The 17,281-nt window shown below is 33.0% G+C and carries 17 protein-coding genes; 12 read left to right on the top strand and 5 right to left on the bottom strand.

What is annotated here, in order from left to right; genetic code table 11:
• Positions 1-20 precede the first annotated feature (20 nt).
• From LPB248_RS16225 to scpA, 9 genes are all read left to right on the top strand, one after another.
• Positions 21-734, top strand: coding sequence for an SAM-dependent methyltransferase (locus LPB248_RS16225; protein ID WP_177212341.1), 714 nt, complete (start codon positions 21-23; stop codon positions 732-734).
• A gap of 19 nt (positions 735-753) precedes the next feature.
• Complete coding sequence (locus LPB248_RS16220) at positions 754-1,188, top strand: energy transducer TonB (protein WP_177212340.1); 435 nt, start codon at positions 754-756, stop codon at positions 1,186-1,188.
• Between the two features lie 45 nt (positions 1,189-1,233).
• The gene (locus LPB248_RS16215; RefSeq protein WP_177212339.1) at positions 1,234-2,361 is read left to right on the top strand and encodes a methionine aminotransferase; all 1,128 of its coding nucleotides are present in this window, start codon (positions 1,234-1,236) and stop codon (positions 2,359-2,361) included.
• Between the two features lie 77 nt (positions 2,362-2,438).
• Entirely contained in the window at positions 2,439-3,320 is an 882-nt protein-coding gene (locus LPB248_RS16210) for an SDR family oxidoreductase (protein ID WP_167365402.1), read from the top strand.
• Between the two features lie 381 nt (positions 3,321-3,701).
• The gene (gene udk / locus LPB248_RS16205; protein ID WP_008467967.1) at positions 3,702-4,310 is read left to right on the top strand and encodes a uridine kinase; all 609 of its coding nucleotides are present in this window, start codon (positions 3,702-3,704) and stop codon (positions 4,308-4,310) included.
• Positions 4,311-4,475: 165 nt separating this feature from the next.
• Positions 4,476-4,808, top strand: a complete 333-nt coding sequence (locus LPB248_RS16200) for an FtsB family cell division protein (protein ID WP_177212338.1) — start codon at positions 4,476-4,478, stop codon at positions 4,806-4,808.
• 14 nt (positions 4,809-4,822) lie between these two features.
• A complete protein-coding gene (locus tag LPB248_RS16195) occupies positions 4,823-6,187 on the top strand; it encodes a methylmalonyl-CoA mutase subunit beta (RefSeq protein ID WP_177212337.1) in 1,365 nt (454 codons plus the stop codon).
• A 38-nt stretch (positions 6,188-6,225) separates the two neighbouring features.
• Positions 6,226-6,414, top strand: a complete 189-nt coding sequence (locus LPB248_RS16190; protein WP_177212336.1) for a hypothetical protein — start codon at positions 6,226-6,228, stop codon at positions 6,412-6,414.
• An 11-nt stretch (positions 6,415-6,425) separates the two neighbouring features.
• Positions 6,426-8,552 carry a methylmalonyl-CoA mutase gene (gene scpA / locus LPB248_RS16185; protein ID WP_177212335.1) on the top strand — a complete coding sequence of 709 codons (2,127 nt, stop codon included), beginning with the start codon at positions 6,426-6,428 and terminating at the stop codon, positions 8,550-8,552.
• A gap of 131 nt (positions 8,553-8,683) precedes the next feature.
• Here scpA and LPB248_RS16180 read toward each other — a convergent pair whose 3' ends face one another.
• From LPB248_RS16180 to dapF, 4 genes are all read right to left on the bottom strand, one after another.
• The gene (locus tag LPB248_RS16180) at positions 8,684-9,322 is read right to left on the bottom strand and encodes a peptidoglycan-binding protein LysM (protein WP_177212334.1); all 639 of its coding nucleotides are present in this window, start codon (positions 9,320-9,322) and stop codon (positions 8,684-8,686) included.
• 483 nt (positions 9,323-9,805) lie between these two features.
• Positions 9,806-10,846, bottom strand: coding sequence for an endolytic transglycosylase MltG (gene mltG, locus LPB248_RS16175; protein WP_177212333.1), 1,041 nt, complete (start codon positions 10,844-10,846; stop codon positions 9,806-9,808).
• Positions 10,847-10,856: 10 nt separating this feature from the next.
• On the bottom strand, positions 10,857-11,390 hold the full coding sequence (locus LPB248_RS16170; RefSeq protein WP_177212332.1) for a GNAT family N-acetyltransferase: 534 nt from the start codon (positions 11,388-11,390) through the stop codon (positions 10,857-10,859).
• 36 nt (positions 11,391-11,426) lie between these two features.
• Positions 11,427-12,209 carry a diaminopimelate epimerase gene (gene dapF, locus LPB248_RS16165; RefSeq protein WP_177212331.1) on the bottom strand — a complete coding sequence of 261 codons (783 nt, stop codon included), beginning with the start codon at positions 12,207-12,209 and terminating at the stop codon, positions 11,427-11,429.
• A gap of 161 nt (positions 12,210-12,370) precedes the next feature.
• Between dapF and LPB248_RS16160 the strand changes: the two genes are divergently transcribed.
• Complete coding sequence (locus tag LPB248_RS16160; RefSeq protein ID WP_177212330.1) at positions 12,371-13,771, top strand: trypsin-like peptidase domain-containing protein; 1,401 nt, start codon at positions 12,371-12,373, stop codon at positions 13,769-13,771.
• 203 nt (positions 13,772-13,974) lie between these two features.
• The gene (locus LPB248_RS16155; protein WP_177212329.1) at positions 13,975-15,423 is read left to right on the top strand and encodes a glyceraldehyde-3-phosphate dehydrogenase; all 1,449 of its coding nucleotides are present in this window, start codon (positions 13,975-13,977) and stop codon (positions 15,421-15,423) included.
• Positions 15,424-15,487: 64 nt separating this feature from the next.
• On the opposite strand, the gene LPB248_RS16150 is transcribed toward LPB248_RS16155, so the two are convergent.
• Positions 15,488-15,946, bottom strand: a complete 459-nt coding sequence (locus LPB248_RS16150; RefSeq protein ID WP_073416996.1) for an Lrp/AsnC family transcriptional regulator — start codon at positions 15,944-15,946, stop codon at positions 15,488-15,490.
• Positions 15,947-16,147: 201 nt separating this feature from the next.
• Between LPB248_RS16150 and ald the strand changes: the two genes are divergently transcribed.
• The gene (gene ald / locus LPB248_RS16145) at positions 16,148-17,266 is read left to right on the top strand and encodes an alanine dehydrogenase (protein WP_177212328.1); all 1,119 of its coding nucleotides are present in this window, start codon (positions 16,148-16,150) and stop codon (positions 17,264-17,266) included.
• The last annotated feature ends 15 nt before the right edge of the window (positions 17,267-17,281 follow it).

Below are 17,281 nucleotides of genomic sequence, written 5' to 3'. Positions count from 1 at the left end.
TTAATTTTAAAGAAAAACACATGAAACTTCTCGGAAAATTATATTTAATTCCAACCACAATGGGCGAAAGCGATCCGATGGATGTTTTACCTCAAACCGTTAGAAGAACGATAGAAGTTATCGACCATTATATTGTTGAAAACGACAAAACGGCGAGAAAATCAATAAAAGCAGTTTATCCTGAAAAGAAACAATCTGAACTGGTTCTTTTTACTTTAAATAAAAGAACAGAAACTAGCGAGCACAATGATTTCATTAAACCTTTATTAGAAGGAAAAAACATGGGATTAATGAGCGAAGCTGGCTGTCCTGGAGTTGCAGATCCGGGTGCCGCAATTGTAAAGTTGGCTCATGAAAAAGGAATTCAAGTTGTACCTTTAGTTGGTCCTTCTTCTATCCTATTGGCAATGATGGCTTCTGGAATGAATGGTCAGAGTTTTACTTTTAATGGATATTTACCAATTGACAAAGACGAAAAAAAATCGGCAATTCGTCATTTTGAGAAATTATCTTATGATAAAAATCAATCGCAACTATTCATTGAGACGCCGTACAGAAATAATAAACTGATTGAAGATCTTTTACAGATTTTAAGTCCTGCAACTCATCTTTGCATTGCGGCAGATATTACTTTGCCTACAGAATTCATCAAAACATTGAAAGTTGCCGATTGGAAAAAATTAAAAGTTGACTTAGATAAACGTCCAGCGATTTTTATTATTCATAAAATGTAAGACCTTAAATATTATAGTTATGAAAAAAATCTTGGTTCTGACTTTGATCTGTTTTACTCAAATCACATTTTCTCAAATTATTAAGGAAGACAAAGGCAGTAAAATACCGCCAAGTGAATTATTTACAAGCAACGAAGTCATAAAAGACGAAAATCACATCTATAATATTTCTGTAATAGACATAAAACCTCAATTTCCTGGAGGAAATGAGTTTATGTATGCTTTTATAAAACAAAATTTCAACAATCCGAAAGAACTAGAAGGAAAAGCATATGCTACTTTTATTGTTGAAAAAAATGGTACTTTAAGCGATATTAAAATAATAAGAGACATTGGTTTCGGAACAAAAGAAGAAGCTATCAGAGTTTTAAAATTATCTCCGAAATGGATTCCCGGAAAAATAGGCGACAAAGAAGTAAGAACTTTATGCGCAATTCCTATATTCATTAATTAGTTTCTTTTCATTCATCGACACAAGTTTTTCCTATCAAACTTTATTATGAGTAAACTCCCAAACGTAACCACAAGCATTTTTACGGTAATGTCAAAAATGGCAACCGAATACAATGCAATCAATCTTTCGCAGGGATTCCCAAATTTTCCTGTAGATGAAAGATTAACAGATATTGTTGCCAGATTAGCGAAAGAAAATGTTCACCAATATACACCAATGGCAGGTTATCCGCCGTTGATGAACAAAATTGCAAAATTAACTCAGGCTTCTTATAACAGAACAATAAATCCAGATACAGAACTTTTGGTTACGGCTGGAGCAACTCAGGGAATTTTTACCACAATTTTAGCTTTAGTAAAAGATAATGACGAAGTAATTATTCTGGATCCGAGTTATGATTCTTATGAATCTCCAGTTTTACTCTGCAAAGCAAAACCTATTCGAGTAGCGCTGAATGACGATTACACACCAAATTGGGAAAGGATTGAAAAAGCATGTTCTGCTAAAACCAGAATGATGATTATCAATAATCCGCATAATCCGACGGGAAAAATTTTAACAGAAGACGATTTCATTCAATTAAAAAATCTTCTCGAAAAATATCCCGATATTATTGTTTTGTCTGACGAAGTTTACGAATACATTACTTTCGAAGAAAAACATATTTCGGCACATACAAAAGATTTTCTTTTAGATCGCTGTGTCATGGTTTCTTCTTTTGGAAAATCTTTTCATATAACAGGCTGGAAAATTGGTTATACCATTGCACCAGAACATTTAATGAAAGAAATTAAAAAGGTTCACCAGTTTTTGGTTTTCAGCGTAAACAGTATTTCTCAGTTTGCAATTAGCGAATATTTGGATGTTGTCGATGTGAATCTTCTTGGAAAATTCTATCAGGAGAAAAGAGATTATTTTCAGAAACTACTTCAAAATAGCCGTTTTAAATTAAAACCTTGCGAAGGAACTTATTTTCAGGTTGCTTCTTATACTAATATTTCAAATGAAGATGATGTTACTTTCTGCAAAAATTTAATTATCGATCATGGTGTTGCTGCAATTCCAATTTCAACTTTCTATTCAGATCATAAAGACCAGAAACTGATACGTTTTTGTTTTGCCAAAGATGACTTCACGCTTGAATCTGCAGCAAAAAAATTATGTGATATATAAAATTTATTGAAATTTTATAACATTATTATGCATGCATCCTATTTTATTTAATTAATATTGTAAAAAAAAGAAAAAATATGAGCTACACAGATAAAATGTTACGTGATGATGCTTTAAAAGGCAAAGTCATTGTCGTTACAGGCGGCGGAAGCGGTTTAGGTAAAGCTATGACTAAATATTTTCTCGAATTAGGAGCTCAAGTAGCCATAACTTCTAGAGATTTAGAAAAGTTAAAAACTACAGCTACCGAATTAGAAAGTCAGACTGGAGGCAAATGTCTTCCTCTTCAATGTGATGTTCGTCATTACGAAGAAGTAGAAAACATGCTTCAAGAAACTTTAAAAGTTTTCGGAAAAGTAGATGTTCTTTTAAATAATGCAGCAGGAAATTTTATTTCTCCAACAGAAAGATTATCGGCAAATGCATTTGACACTGTGATAGATATCGTGCTTAAAGGTTCTAAAAACTGTACGCTTGCTTTTGGAAAACACTGGATCGATACGAAGCAAACTTCGGCAACGATTTTAAATATAGTAACTACTTACGCTTGGACAGGATCTGCTTATGTTGTTCCTAGTGCTACTGCAAAAGCGGGAGTTTTGGCAATGACACGAAGCCTTGCTGTAGAATGGGCAAAATATGGAATTCGTTCTAACGCGATTGCACCGGGACCATTTCCAACAAAAGGAGCTTGGGACAGATTATTGCCAGGAGATCTTTCAGAAAAATTCGATATGGCTAAAAAAGTGCCATTAAAAAGAGTTGGAGATCACCAGGAATTGGCCAATTTAGCTGCTTATTTAGTTTCTGATTTCTCTTCTTATATTAATGGTGATGTAATTACAATTGATGGAGGCGAATGGTTAAAAGGCGCTGGACAATTCAATTTATTAGAAGCAATTCCAGAAGAACTTTGGGATCAGCTTGAAATGATGATAAAAGCAAAAAAGAATAAATAATTACAAGTGCTTACTAAATTCAGAATATTTTTTTAAAACTATACTGATTGCACGAAATCCCGAAGGTTTACTTTCGGGATTTTTTTTATATTTTTCACCATATAAGTTCATGTAAGAGATTATAAATTTAGTGACGATTTTTAAAGCTCGTTTAAGTCAAAAAAAGAACTATTTATATTTACTTTTATTACTTAAATAATTTAAAACAAATAATTCGGTCTTTTATCAATATAACGGCAATAATTTCAGTTAAGTAACATTTTGCTTAAATATTTTCTAGCTTAAATTTACTTACATTACTTATATGGTTAAATTATTTTAAATGTTTAGCGATTCAGTTAAATTATTATTTTTGCCAAACAAATATCAAACAAAAATTTTATGCTCATTATCGGACTTGCAGGAGGAACAGGAAGTGGAAAAACTACAGTAGTACACCAAATTATGAATGAATTACCAGACACAGAAGTTGGGGTAATTTCTCAGGATTCATACTACAAACAAACCGATAATTTATCGTTTGACGAAAGAGCATTGATCAATTTTGATCACCCGCGTGCAATTGATTTCGAATTATTGGTAAAACATCTAAAAGCTCTTAAGGCTGGAGAAACAATCGATCAGCCAGTTTATTCTTTTATTCAGCACAACAGAACAGATGATACTGTTTCTACTCATCCACGAAAAGTGATGATTGTGGAAGGAATTTTAATCCTAACTAATCCTGAATTACGTGATATGTTTGATATTAAAATCTTCGTTCACGCAGATTCAGACGAAAGATTAATTCGTCGTTTAAAAAGAGACATTTCAGAACGCGGACGTGATATTGACGAAGTTTTAAACCGTTACCAAACGACTTTAAAACCTATGCACGAGCAATTTATAGAACCATCTAAGGCTTTTGCAGACATTATTATTCCGAATGATAAATACAATACAGTAGCAATAGATGTAGTTCGCGCTGTAATTAATCAGAGAATTTCATAATTTTTATCGTAAATTTAAACCATAATAATTAGGAGCTGATTCCCGCTTTCGCCTTTATTCCCGATAAAGAAAAACTACGGCAAAAAAGCCTTGTTTTTCTAAATCGGGAGATACCGGCTCTATCGGGGCTAGAAATAACAAATTCAAAAGAAATATTCGTTTAAAATGAAATTTAAAAATCCATACAAAGACAAAAGATGGTTCAAGTACCTAGGCAACAAATATGTTTGGGTTTTGCTCTTTTTTATTGTTTGGATGTTATTTTTAGACAATTACTCTTATTTTGATCATCGTTTTTTAGATGAGCAAATTCATGAACTTGAGGATAATAAAAAATATTATCAGGAAGAAATCAGAAAAGATCAAGAGCAGATTAAACAACTCAAAAATCCGGAACAAATTGAGAAATATGCACGCGAGAAATATTTCATGAAGAAAGACAGCGAAGATATTTACATCATACAATTTGAAGGAGATACCATTCAAGAAAAAGAATAATCAAACAAAACAAAATGGCCACTAACCTATTCGACGATTTTAATCCGATTTCATCCAAACAATGGAAACAAAAAATTCAGTTTGAATTAGATGGAGCCGATTACAATCAAACTGTTATTTGGAATTCACCAGAAGATATTCAGGTAAAACCTTTTTATCATATAGATGAATTTACAAAAGCAGCCAATGTAAATACTCAAGCCTCAGATTTTAAAATCTGCCAAAATATCTTTGTTTTCGATGTAGAGAAATCTATCGAACGTGCTCTAAACACTTTAGAAAGAGGTGCAGAAAGTTTACGATTTACGATCCAGAATGAAAAAACTGACGTTCAAAAATTACTAGAGAATCTTCCTTTAGAAAACAAAATCGTTTACTTTAATTTCAATTTCATCTCAATCGATTTCGTTAAAAAATTAGACACGATTTCGATACAGAAAAAAGCCATTTTCTATTGTAATTTTGATCCTATTGGAGAATTAGCACGCGAAGGAAATTGGTTTATAACTCCCGAAAAGAATAATTTTGAGACATTGTCTTTATTATTCAAAAACGCAACCCATCTAAATTTGTTAAGTGTTGATCTAGGATTATATCAAAATTCAGGTGCCAATATTACACAGCAGATTGCTTATAGCTTAGCACACGCAAACGAATATTTAAACCGCTTTTCTGCCGAAACAAAATCAGTTGTTTTTCAGATTTCAGTTGGAACGAATTATTTCTTCGAAATTGCCAAACTCAGGGCGCTTCGAATGCTTTTTGATTTAATTGCAAAAGAATATAATCCAGAAATAAAATGTCATTTCTTGGTAACTCCAACTAAACGAAACAAAACAATTTACGATTATAATGTAAATATGCTTCGTACAACAACCGAGTGCATGTCGGCAATTCTGGGTGGTGCAGATGCAATTGCTAATTTGCCTTATGATGCTTTATACCACAAAGACAACGAATTTGGAGATCGAATCTCTAGAAACCAGCTTTTAATTTTAAAACACGAAAGTTATTTTGACAAAGTAGACAATCCTGCTGATGGAAGTTATTATATTGAAAGTTTAACGATGCAATTGGCAGAAAAAGCTTTGGCTTTATTTAAAGATATTGAAGCAAACGGAGGCTTTTTGAAACTTCTAAACGATGGTACAATCAAAAAGAAGATTCAAGAAAGTGCCAATAAAGAACAGGAATTGTTCGATTCTAAGAAAGAAATTCTTTTAGGAACAAACAAATATCCGAACAAAGAAGACAGAATGAAATATGATTTAGAATTGTTTCCTTTTGTAAAAATCAAACCAAGAAAAACATTAATTACACCAATTATCGAAAAGAGATTGGCCGAGAAAATGGAGCAGGAAAGATTAGAACTTGAGTAAAATTAAGGGATAAGTTTTTGAATTTAAACTAAAGTATTATGAAAAGACCTAATGAAATAATATCAGTTGAAAACGATTCAATAACTGAATTTCAATACAAAATTCCTCAGTGGCAAATTGATCAAGTTCGAAAAAGAACAAAAGATTATTTAAAAAATCCAAATGATGTCTCTAACATCGATGACTTTTTAGAAGAAATCAAAAGAGAGTTAATCGCACTTAAATAACCATATTTAAATTGAGAAAAGACCTTAAACATATTACCCTTCAAAATCAAAAGACGGAAGTTGAAAGTCAAGAAAACTTGGCAGATAACTTTAAGACAGCCGAAGGAATCGAAATCAAAAAAAACTATTCGGAAAAAGATATCGAAGATTTAGAATTTCTTGAGTTCGGAGCTGGTTTTGCACCCAATTTACGCGGGCCATACGCAACCATGTATGTAAGACGTCCGTGGACAATTCGTCAATATGCAGGATTTTCGACTGCTGAAGAAAGCAATGCTTTTTACAGAAAAAATTTAGCTGCTGGCCAAAAAGGGCTTTCCATTGCTTTTGATTTACCAACGCATCGCGGTTACGATTCTGATCACGAAAGAGTTGTTGGTGATGTTGGAAAAGCTGGAGTTGCAATTGATTCTGTTGAAGACATGAAAGTTCTTTTCGATCAGATTCCGTTAGACGAAATGTCGGTTTCTATGACCATGAATGGAGCCGTTTTACCAATTATGGCTTTTTATATTGTTGCTGCAGAAGAACAAGGCGTTAATCCAGAAAAATTAGCAGGAACAATCCAAAACGATATTCTAAAGGAGTTTATGGTTAGAAATACTTATATCTACCCTCCAACTCCTTCTATGAAAATTATTGCTGATATTTTTGAGTTTACGAGCAAGAAAATGCCAAAATTCAATTCTATTTCTATTTCTGGTTATCACATGCAGGAAGCTGGAGCTACAGCCGATATTGAATTGGCTTATACTTTGGCAGATGGTTTAGAATACATCAGAACTGGATTATCTACAGGAATGACCATTGACGATTTTGCTCCAAGATTATCTTTCTTTTGGGCAATTGGCATGAATCATTTTATGGAAATTGCCAAAATGAGAGCCGGACGAATGATTTGGGCAAAACTATTACAACAGTTTAATCCGAAAAGCGAAAAATCTCTGGCTTTAAGAACACATTGCCAAACTAGCGGATGGAGTTTAACAGAACAAGATCCGTTTAATAATGTTGCTAGAACTTGCATAGAAGCTGCAGCGGCGGTTTTTGGAGGAACACAATCTTTACATACCAATGCTTTAGATGAGGCAATTGCGCTTCCCACAGATTTCTCCGCCAGAATTGCTAGAAATACGCAAATCTTTCTTCAAGAAGAAACCAAAATTACTAAAACAGTAGATCCTTGGGCTGGAAGTTATTATGTTGAAAGTTTGACAAACGACATTGTTGAAAAAACGTGGAAGCTAATTGAAGAAGTCGAAGAATTAGGCGGAATGACCAAAGCGATTGAGGCTGGAATTCCGAAACTTCGAATTGAAGAGGCTGCGGCAAGAAAACAAGCAAGAATTGACAGCGGACAAGATATTATTGTTGGTGTAAATAAATACCGTTTAGAAAAAGAAGATCCGTTGGATATTTTAGATGTAGACAATCAATTGGTTCGTAAGCAGCAAATTGAACGTATCGAAGAAATAAAACAAACCAGAGATTCTGAAAAAGTAAATAAGTCACTAGAAAAATTAATCCTTTGTGCACAAACGGGACAAGGCAACTTACTAGAAATTGCGATTGAAGCCGCAAGGAACAGAGCCACACTTGGCGAAATCAGTAATGCATTGGAAACTGTTTTTGGTCGTTTTAAAGCACAAATTAAATCTTTTAGCGGAGTGTATAGTGCAGCAATAAAAAATGACGAGAATTTTGAGCGAGCAAAACAACTAGCTGATATTTTTGCTAAACAAGAAGGTAGACGTCCTAGAATTATGATTGCAAAAATGGGACAAGACGGTCACGACCGAGGCGCAAAAGTGGTTGCAACAGGTTATGCCGATGTTGGTTTTGATGTTGATATTGGCCCTTTATTTCAAACTCCTGCAGAGGCGGCAAAACAAGCTGTGGAGAATGACGTTCACATCTTAGGTGTTTCATCGCTTGCTGCTGGACACAAAACTTTGGTTCCGCAAGTAATAGAAGAACTAAAAAAACATGGACGCGAAGATATAATGGTAATTGTAGGTGGTGTTATTCCGTCTCAGGACTATCAATTCCTGTTTGATGCTGGAGCATCGGCTGTTTTTGGTCCCGGAACTAAAATAAGTGAAGCGGCTATAAAAATCTTAGAAGCTTTAATAGATTAAGTTTTTAGTCTCAGTCTCAGTTTTCAGTTTAATAATAGGATAAAGTTGAGGATTGAGATTTACTATTTATGAAAGAGAATAAAAAATAGAAAAAGAGGTTGTTTCACTGATGCGAAACAACCTCTTTTAATTTAGTCGTTTACTGTTGCGTTACTGTCTGCTTCTATAAAAGAAAGATCGTAACCTGCAAAATCTCTCATATAGCTTTTCAAAGAAGTCCCGAAAGCATCTCTAAAATGTCTGCTTCCTTTATTTTTGAAAAAATTCTTTACAGAACCTGCACCACCTAAATGAGCTGCAGCTAAAATTCCAGATTCGGTAATTTCAATACCGCTGATGATTTTGCCTTGATACTTTTCGATTTCGTAACGTAAAATCCATTTGTTTTTGGCTAACAAAGCCATAAAAGCTTTTTCTTGCAGCGCTGGATCTTTTAAAAAGGCTTTATCATCATTAATTCCGATTGCTCTTAAAGCTTTAGAACCAAATTGATATTTACCCATATAACCAAGAGTGTTTACAAGTCTGTACTGCCCTTGTGATTCTTTAAAAGCTACTGCCTCTTTAAATCCTATTAAATGATTTCCTGTGTATGGGACATTGGTGTTTGGATAATCATCTTTTTCTTTTGATGGAAAAATGTATTCTGATCCATCTGTTTTTTCAATTAAAAACCAAGGTTTGGTTTCATGGTTAGAGGGAATAAATCCCAAACTTAAAAATGTAATAATAACGACTAAACTCGCATAAAAATACCATTTCTTTATCATAAATTGTTTTTCTTCAAAACGCTGTCACCCTCTTGAAATTTCTACGCTGCAAAGATAAGTCTTTTCAAAATATACTATAAATCAACGATTTAACATTTATCATTTAAAAACTCGATTCGCTTTCATCCCAGATATACTAATGGATTCCGAAAGATTTGAAGTCTCTTTTTTCTCTTCTAAAAATTGAAATTTTGGGTCAAAAAAAATCGCATTTTATAGAAATTTTAAGCAATTTTTACAAAAAAGAAAGAATTAACTTACGTGAAAATTATAGTTTTTATGCAAATTTTGAAAAAGTGGTTTTCGAATTTTATAAAATTCATCATTAAAAAATGGTTATTTTTTTATTATGACAAATCGAAAAATATACAAAATAGCAATTTCATAATTTTTCAATTTCAAAGACTTTTTTGCATCAGAAAAAAACAAAAAAACCGAAGCAAAATTGGCTTCGGTTTTCTAATATTATTTACACAAATCAGATTATCTTGTTACTCCTTGACTTGCGATCCAGTCTGAATATTTTTTTGCATTTACGTTATGTTCTGCTAGTGTTGCAGCAAATTCGTGATATCCGAAACGATCTACACTTGCACAGAAATAGATGTAATCGTTCTTTTCTGGATTTAAGACTGCTTCTAAAGCCGTAATATCTGGCATTGCGATTGGTCCAGGAGGAAGTCCTTTGTTTACGTAAGTATTATATGGAGATCTCATAACTAAATCATTATAAAAAACTCTTTTTATTACTTGGTCAAAATCATTATCTCTTAATTTTAAAGCATAAATAACTGTTGGATCTGCTTGTAATGGCATTTCTAAACGCAAACGGTTTAAATAAACACCAGCAATACGAGGTCTTTCGTCTTTTTTAACCGACTCTTTATGAACAATTGATGCTAAAATTGTGGCTTGAACTGGAGTTAACCCTTGTGCTTTTGCTTTAGCAATTCTATCAGCTGTCCAGAAATTATGATATTCTTTAATCATCTTATCACGGAACTTTTCTGCCGATGTATTCCAATAAATCTCATAAGTATTTGGAATAAACATTGCAAAGACGTTTTCTTCATTAAATCCGTTTGCTGCTAAGAATGTCGAATCTTTTATAGCTTTCATTAATGATAAGCTGTCCGCTTCAATTTCTTTTCCGATTCTTCCAGCAAAATTTTCTAAACGTTCCTGATTATTAAAAACTAACTTAACCGGAATATTAGAACGCATTGCACGAACTAGATCAATGTTGTTCATGTCTTTCTTTAAAAGAAAACGACCCGATTTTACATTTTGCGGATAATCTCTCTTTTCGGCAACCATTTCAAAGTTGTCAAAATTCTTTATATAAGGTTCCAAAATTTTCTTTACATCGGCATAACTAGCGTCTGTAGGCACGTAAACATATACTTCTTTCTCTTCAAATTTAGTATTAGAACTAAAAATTTTACTTACTAGAATAAAACCATATATCAATAAAACTGAAATAATGGCTACGGCACTTATTGTGATTATTTTTTTTAGACTCAAAGCTTAAAATTTAAATTTGTTTGTTAATTAGCTGGAAAATTGCTTCATCATGATAATGATTATGATACAAAATCCAGTCTTTTTTAATTCCGATTTTCTTAAAACCAAATTTAGTAAAAAGTGCAAGACTGGCTACATTTTGCACACCAATATTTGCATACAATTGATGGAGATTTAAATTATAGAAAGAATACTTTATTAAAAGCTCTAAAGCCTCAGAACCAATGTTTTTTCCTTGATTTTCGTCTTTCTGAATAACAATACCTATTCCTGCCCTATTATTTCTAGGATCAAAATCAAACAAATCAATCAATCCTATAGCAGGAAAATCTTCGTCCTGACAGATTGCCAAACGAAGTTGTTTTGCCTCATAAATATCTTGATGGGCGTTTTCTAAATATTGTTTGATCAAAAAACGGCTGTAAGGAGTCTGCGTATTACTAACTTCCCAGATATTTTCATCATTTTCTATAGAATAAATGAACTCTAAATCTTGAGGCTCAAGTGCACGTAAATAAATCGAATCGCCTTTTAATGTTATCATTTAGATATTTCAGATTTTAGATTGCAGATTTTAGATTTAAATCTCAATTGTTCCTTTGAAAACGAATTTTGCAGGTCCTGTCAAGAAAACATTGGTATAACCATCATTATCTTTATCAAAAGAAACAACAAGCTTTCCTCCTTCAACATTTAAATTAATTGAGGTTTTATCTGTTTCTCCAATGGCGTTCATAGCAATCGCTACTGCAGTCGCGCCAGTTCCGCAAGCAAGAGTTTCGTCTTCAACACCTCTTTCGTATGTTCTTAAAGAAAAAGTATCGTTATCTACTTTTTTTACAAAGTTTACATTGCTGCCTTTTTCACCATACAATTCACCATAACGAATTGTTGCTCCATTTTCTTTTACATTATAATGTTCCAAATCATCTACGATCTGAACATGATGAGGCGAACCAGTATTTAGGAAAGTATAAGAATCTTTTTTCTGAATTTCGTTCACATCAATCATTTGTAACGAAACGATTGAATCAGCATTAACAGAAGCATGATGTAATCCGTCTGTTGCAATAAAAGTCGTTTTATCATCAATTACTCCCAATTGATTAGCAAAAGCAACAAGACAACGACCACCGTTTCCGCACATTGAACTTTGGTTTCCATCAGAGTTGTAATACACCATTCTAAAATCGGTTTCAGTATCATTTTCTAAAAGAATTAATCCATCAGCTCCAATTCCAAAACGTCTGTCGCACAGACGTTCAATAAGTTTTACATCGTCTTTTGGAAAGAAATTTGTACGGTTATCAATCATTACAAAATCATTTCCTGTACCTTGATATTTATAAAATTCTACTTGCATTTTTTAGTTGTTAGAAATACAAAAGTACGAACTATTAATTAATGAAATGTTAATCATTGTTAAAGAGCGTTAAACCGTTTTTACAAATAATTTTTTGAAGTAATTTTACGTTAAATAAAACATGAAACTTAAATTCTAATAACTTAATTACAAATTCTAATATGAAAAGATTTTCAGCCTTATTTTTAGTGTCATTGTTAAGTGGTGCTATTACTCTTGGTGCTTACAAGTTATTATTTGAAAGCAACAATTCTTTTTTTGGAAAAGGAAATTCTGTTGTAACTCTTGCCCCTAATTCTTATGCAAAAAATGCTGGTTTAGGTGCTGAAACATTAGATTTTACCGAAGCCGCAGACAAGACTGTACATACTGTTGTTCACGTAAAAAATGTTTCAAGAAGAACCGTAAGCAATCCGATGCTTGAGTTTTTCTACGGATACGGCGGACAGCAACAGCAAGAACAAGTAGGAACTGGTTCTGGTGTAATTATTTCTGAAGACGGATACATTGTGACTAACAATCACGTAATTAAAGACGCGACAGAAATTGAAATTACTTTAAACAATAAAAAATCATACAAAGCGAAGTTAATTGGTACAGATTCTAAAATGGACATTGCTCTTTTAAAAATCAATGCCGATGAAAAACTTCCTTACACTGCTTTTGCCAATTCTGATAATGTGAAAGTTGGAGAATGGGTATTGGCAGTTGGAAACCCGTATAATTTAACTTCAACTGTAACTGCAGGAATTGTTTCGGCGAAAGCCAGAAATTTAGACCAAAGCGGAATCCAATCTTTCATTCAAACTGATGCTGCAGTAAACCCAGGTAATAGTGGTGGAGCGTTAGTAAATGCAAGAGGAGAATTAATTGGAATTAACACCATGATTTCTTCAATGACAGGTTCTTATGTTGGATATTCTTTTGCCGTTCCTTCTAATATTGCCCGAAAAATTATCGAGGATATTATGGAGTATGGAAATGTTCAAAGAGGTATTCTTGGAGTTGAAGGAGGCGAATTGAATGCCACAGCTTCTAAAGAATTAGGAGTAACAGAAACACAAGGATTCTACATTAATAGAGTTTCTAAAAATTCAGGCGCAGAAAAAGCTGGTTTAACAAAAGGAGATATCATTGTAAAATTGGATGATCAAAATATTGCAACATATGCTGATTTATCAGGTTATATCAATACTAAACGTCCAAATGATGTTGTAAAAGTAACTTATATTAAAGAAGGAAAAACAAAAACGGTTCCTGTAACTTTAAGTAAAAATGAATTTTACAGTGCCGAATTTAAAGGAATCGAATTAGAAAACATTGATGCTACTGACAAGAAAAAATTCAGAATAGATTATGGTGTTAAAATTAAAAACATAAGCAATGAGAATTTAATGCAATATCAAAACGAATTACTAGGAAATATTATTCTTAGCATTGATAATGTAAAAGCAACAAATGTTGAAACTGTTTCTAAACTTTTAAGCAAAAAAGACGAAGGACAAAGCGTAAGAATTGAAATGATCAACAGAAATGGAGAGATTTTCAGAATTATAATTTAAGTCGCTGTTTGTAGTGACAGTTTTCAAGAATCAAAAAAACTGAAAACTGCGACCGAGACTGAAAACTTCAAAAAAGCCATCTTAAGAAAATTAAGGTGGCTTTTTTATTTTCAAAAATAAATGCTAAAATAGTTTACGAAATCGATTGAAATAGATACTTTTGCGCAAAATTTTAAAATAGTGAGCATTTTATTTTTTCAATTATGAGTAACAAATCATTGTACCAAAAAGAGGTATCCTTACAAGTCGACCGAAGAAAAGCCGGCGTCGAATTAATTAAAATCATAAGCGATTTATGGTATGACAAATCAATCGAAATGGTTTTATTCAAAAATCAATTATTGGATAAAAACGTTAGCGATATTATCAATCTTCACCAATATGCTGGAGAATTTGTAGGCAAACCAATCACCATTTTTGATTCGGTTGAAATCGCAAGAGTTGTATTATCATTAGACCTTCCGCCAGCAAAAATAGATTTAGGAAAACTTACTTATGAGTATCGCCTAGAGGATGAAAAATATCCAGATGCAAGATATTTTGTTATTGATAAGCTGAAAAAAGCAAAATCTTCAAAAGAAATTCAACCAAAAGATGTTGTTTTATATGGTTTTGGAAGAATCGGACGTTTATTAGCAAGAGAGCTAATGTCTAAAACTGGAAAAGGAAATCAATTGCGTCTGAGAGCAATTGTTACGCGTGATAAAAACGATGCAACGAGTTTAGAGAAACGAGCTTCTCTATTGCGATATGACTCCATTCACGGCGATTTTCAAGGATCAGTAATAGCCGACGCTAAAAATAATGCCTTAATTATAAACGGAACAACGGTTCATATCATTACAGCAAATTCACCAGAAGAAATCGATTATACCGCATACGGAATAAATGATGCTTTAATTATTGATAATACTGGAGCATTTACAACCGAAGAAGCATTAAAAAGACATTTAACTTCAAACGGAGCTAGTAAAGTTTTGCTGACTGCCCCTGGAAAAGGTATTCCGAATATTGTACATGGTGTAAATCATAACGATTTTAATCCAGACGAAGTAAACATTTTTTCAGCTGCATCTTGCACAACAAATGCTATAACTCCAATTCTAAAAGTTGTTGAAGAAACTCTCGGAGTTGTAAAAGGGCACTTAGAAACGATTCATGCCTATACAAACGACCAAAATTTGGTTGATAATATGCATAAAAAATATCGCCGCGGGAGAGCCGCTGCTTTAAATATGGTAATTACTGAAACTGGCGCAGGAAGTGCTGTTGCTAAAGCTTTACCATCATTAGAGGGCAAACTAACTTCAAATGCTATTCGCGTCCCAGTTCCAAATGGGTCTCTGGTCGTTTTAAATCTAGAAGTTAAAAAGCCTACCTCTATTACGGCAATCAATAAAATTATGAAGAAATATGCTCTAGAAGGAGAACTTGTGGAGCAGATAAAATATTCTTTAAATAACGAACTAGTTTCATCTGATATTGTCGGCACTTCTGCCCCGTCTATTTATGACAGCAATGCAACGATTGTTTCAAAGGATGGAAAAAATATAGTACTATATATTTGGTACGATAACGAATATGGTTACAGCCATCAAGTAATTCGCTTAGCAAAATATATTGCCAAAGTAAGACGTTATACCTATTATTAATTCAACCAAACTAACTTTTTTTCTTAAAACCATCAGGACCTTCTTGATGGTTTTTTATTTTACTTTAAATAGGAAGAACTGTTGTGCTTTTAACCTCCGAAATCACAAAAACGGTATTTATTAGAGAAACCTCAGGAAGAATAGATAATTTTTTTTGGTGAAAATGATGATAGCTTTCCATATCTGGAATTATGATTTTCAGCATATAATCAAAGTTTCCTGAAACATAATTACATTCAACAACCTCCGGTAAATTCAAAATCGACTGATTAAACCCTTCCGAAGTATCATAAGTCTGCTTTGTCAGTGTAACTTGGCAGTAAACCGTCAAATTATTCCCAAGTTTTTTCTTGTCAAGAAGCGTCACATATTTTTCTATAATGCCATCTTTTTCAAGACGTTTCACTCGATCATGAACAGGTGTCAAAGACAAGTTTATTTTGTTTGCGATGTCTTTTAATGTGTAATGAGCGTCTTCTTGCAAAAGACGTAGTATTTTTTTGTCAATTTCATCTAAAGCCATAACGAAAACGTTTTATTAAAATTAGTTCGATTTAGTCATTTTTTCTTTTTGAATAATCAATTTCACTTCAAAACAGAATATTTTTCTGTAAAAATAAAAAATAAAATAATATTTTCTTATTTATGAAGCATTAAACCATAATTTATTCTCTATCTGTAGATTTGTAAAACAATTTCAATAAAAACAAAAAAATATAACAAAATGATAATAGGTGTTCCTAAAGAAATAAAAAATAATGAAAACAGAGTTGCCTTAACTCCTGCAGGTGTTTCTGAAATGAAAAAACATGGACATACAGTATATGTTCAATCTACTGCTGGTTTAGGAAGTGGTTTTGCTGATGCAGAATATGCAGAAGCTGGTGCAGTTGTTTTACCAACGATTGAAGAAGTTTACGCTATTGCTGAAATGATCATTAAAGTAAAAGAACCAATTGCATCTGAATATCCATTAATCAAGAAAGATCAATTGTTATTCACCTATTTCCACTTCGCTTCTTCTGAAGAATTAACGCATGCAATGTTAGAAAAAGGAGCTGTTTGTTTAGCTTACGAAACTGTAGAAAAAACAGACAGAAGCTTACCATTATTAGTGCCAATGTCTGAAGTTGCTGGTCGTATGGCGATCCAACAAGGAGCAAAATACCTTGAAAAACCATTAAAAGGAAGAGGAATTCTTCTAGGTGGTGTTCCAGGTGTTCCGCCAGCAAAAGTATTAGTTTTAGGTGGAGGAATCGTAGGAACTCAAGCTGCTAAAATGGCTGCTGGATTAGGTGCTCAAGTTACTATTATGGACTTAAGCTTACCTCGTTTACGTCAATTGGATGATATCATGCCTGCAAACGTAAATACAGAAATGTCTAACCACTACAATATCACAAGAGCAATTAAAGATGCTGACTTAATTGTTGGAGCTGTTTTAATTCCAGGAGCAAAAGCACCTCATTTAATTACTCGTGATATGCTAAAATTAATGCGTCCAGGAACTGTTGTTGTTGACGTTGCTGTTGACCAAGGAGGATGTATCGAAACTTGTACTCCAACAACTCACGAAAACCCAACTTTTATTATTGACGATATCGTTCACTATTGTGTAGCTAATATGCCAGGAGCTGTTCCTTACACTTCTACTTTAGCTTTAACAAACGCAACTTTACCATATGCTGTGCAATTAGCAAACAAAGGATGGGAAAAAGCATGTGCAGAAAATGAAGAATTGAAAAAAGGATTAAACGTAGCTAATGGAAAAATCCTTTACAAAGGAGTTGCAGAAGCTTGGAATCTTCCTTTTAACGAAGAAATAGTATTAGCAAACGCATAGTGCTAATACTTGTAT

The sequence above is a fragment of the Flavobacterium sp. LPB0248 genome, from assembly GCF_013388355.1.
GTDB lineage: Bacteria > Bacteroidota > Bacteroidia > Flavobacteriales > Flavobacteriaceae > Flavobacterium.
The sequence above is the reverse complement of the archived record's forward strand: the minus strand, read 5'-3'. Positions and strand labels throughout refer to the sequence as shown.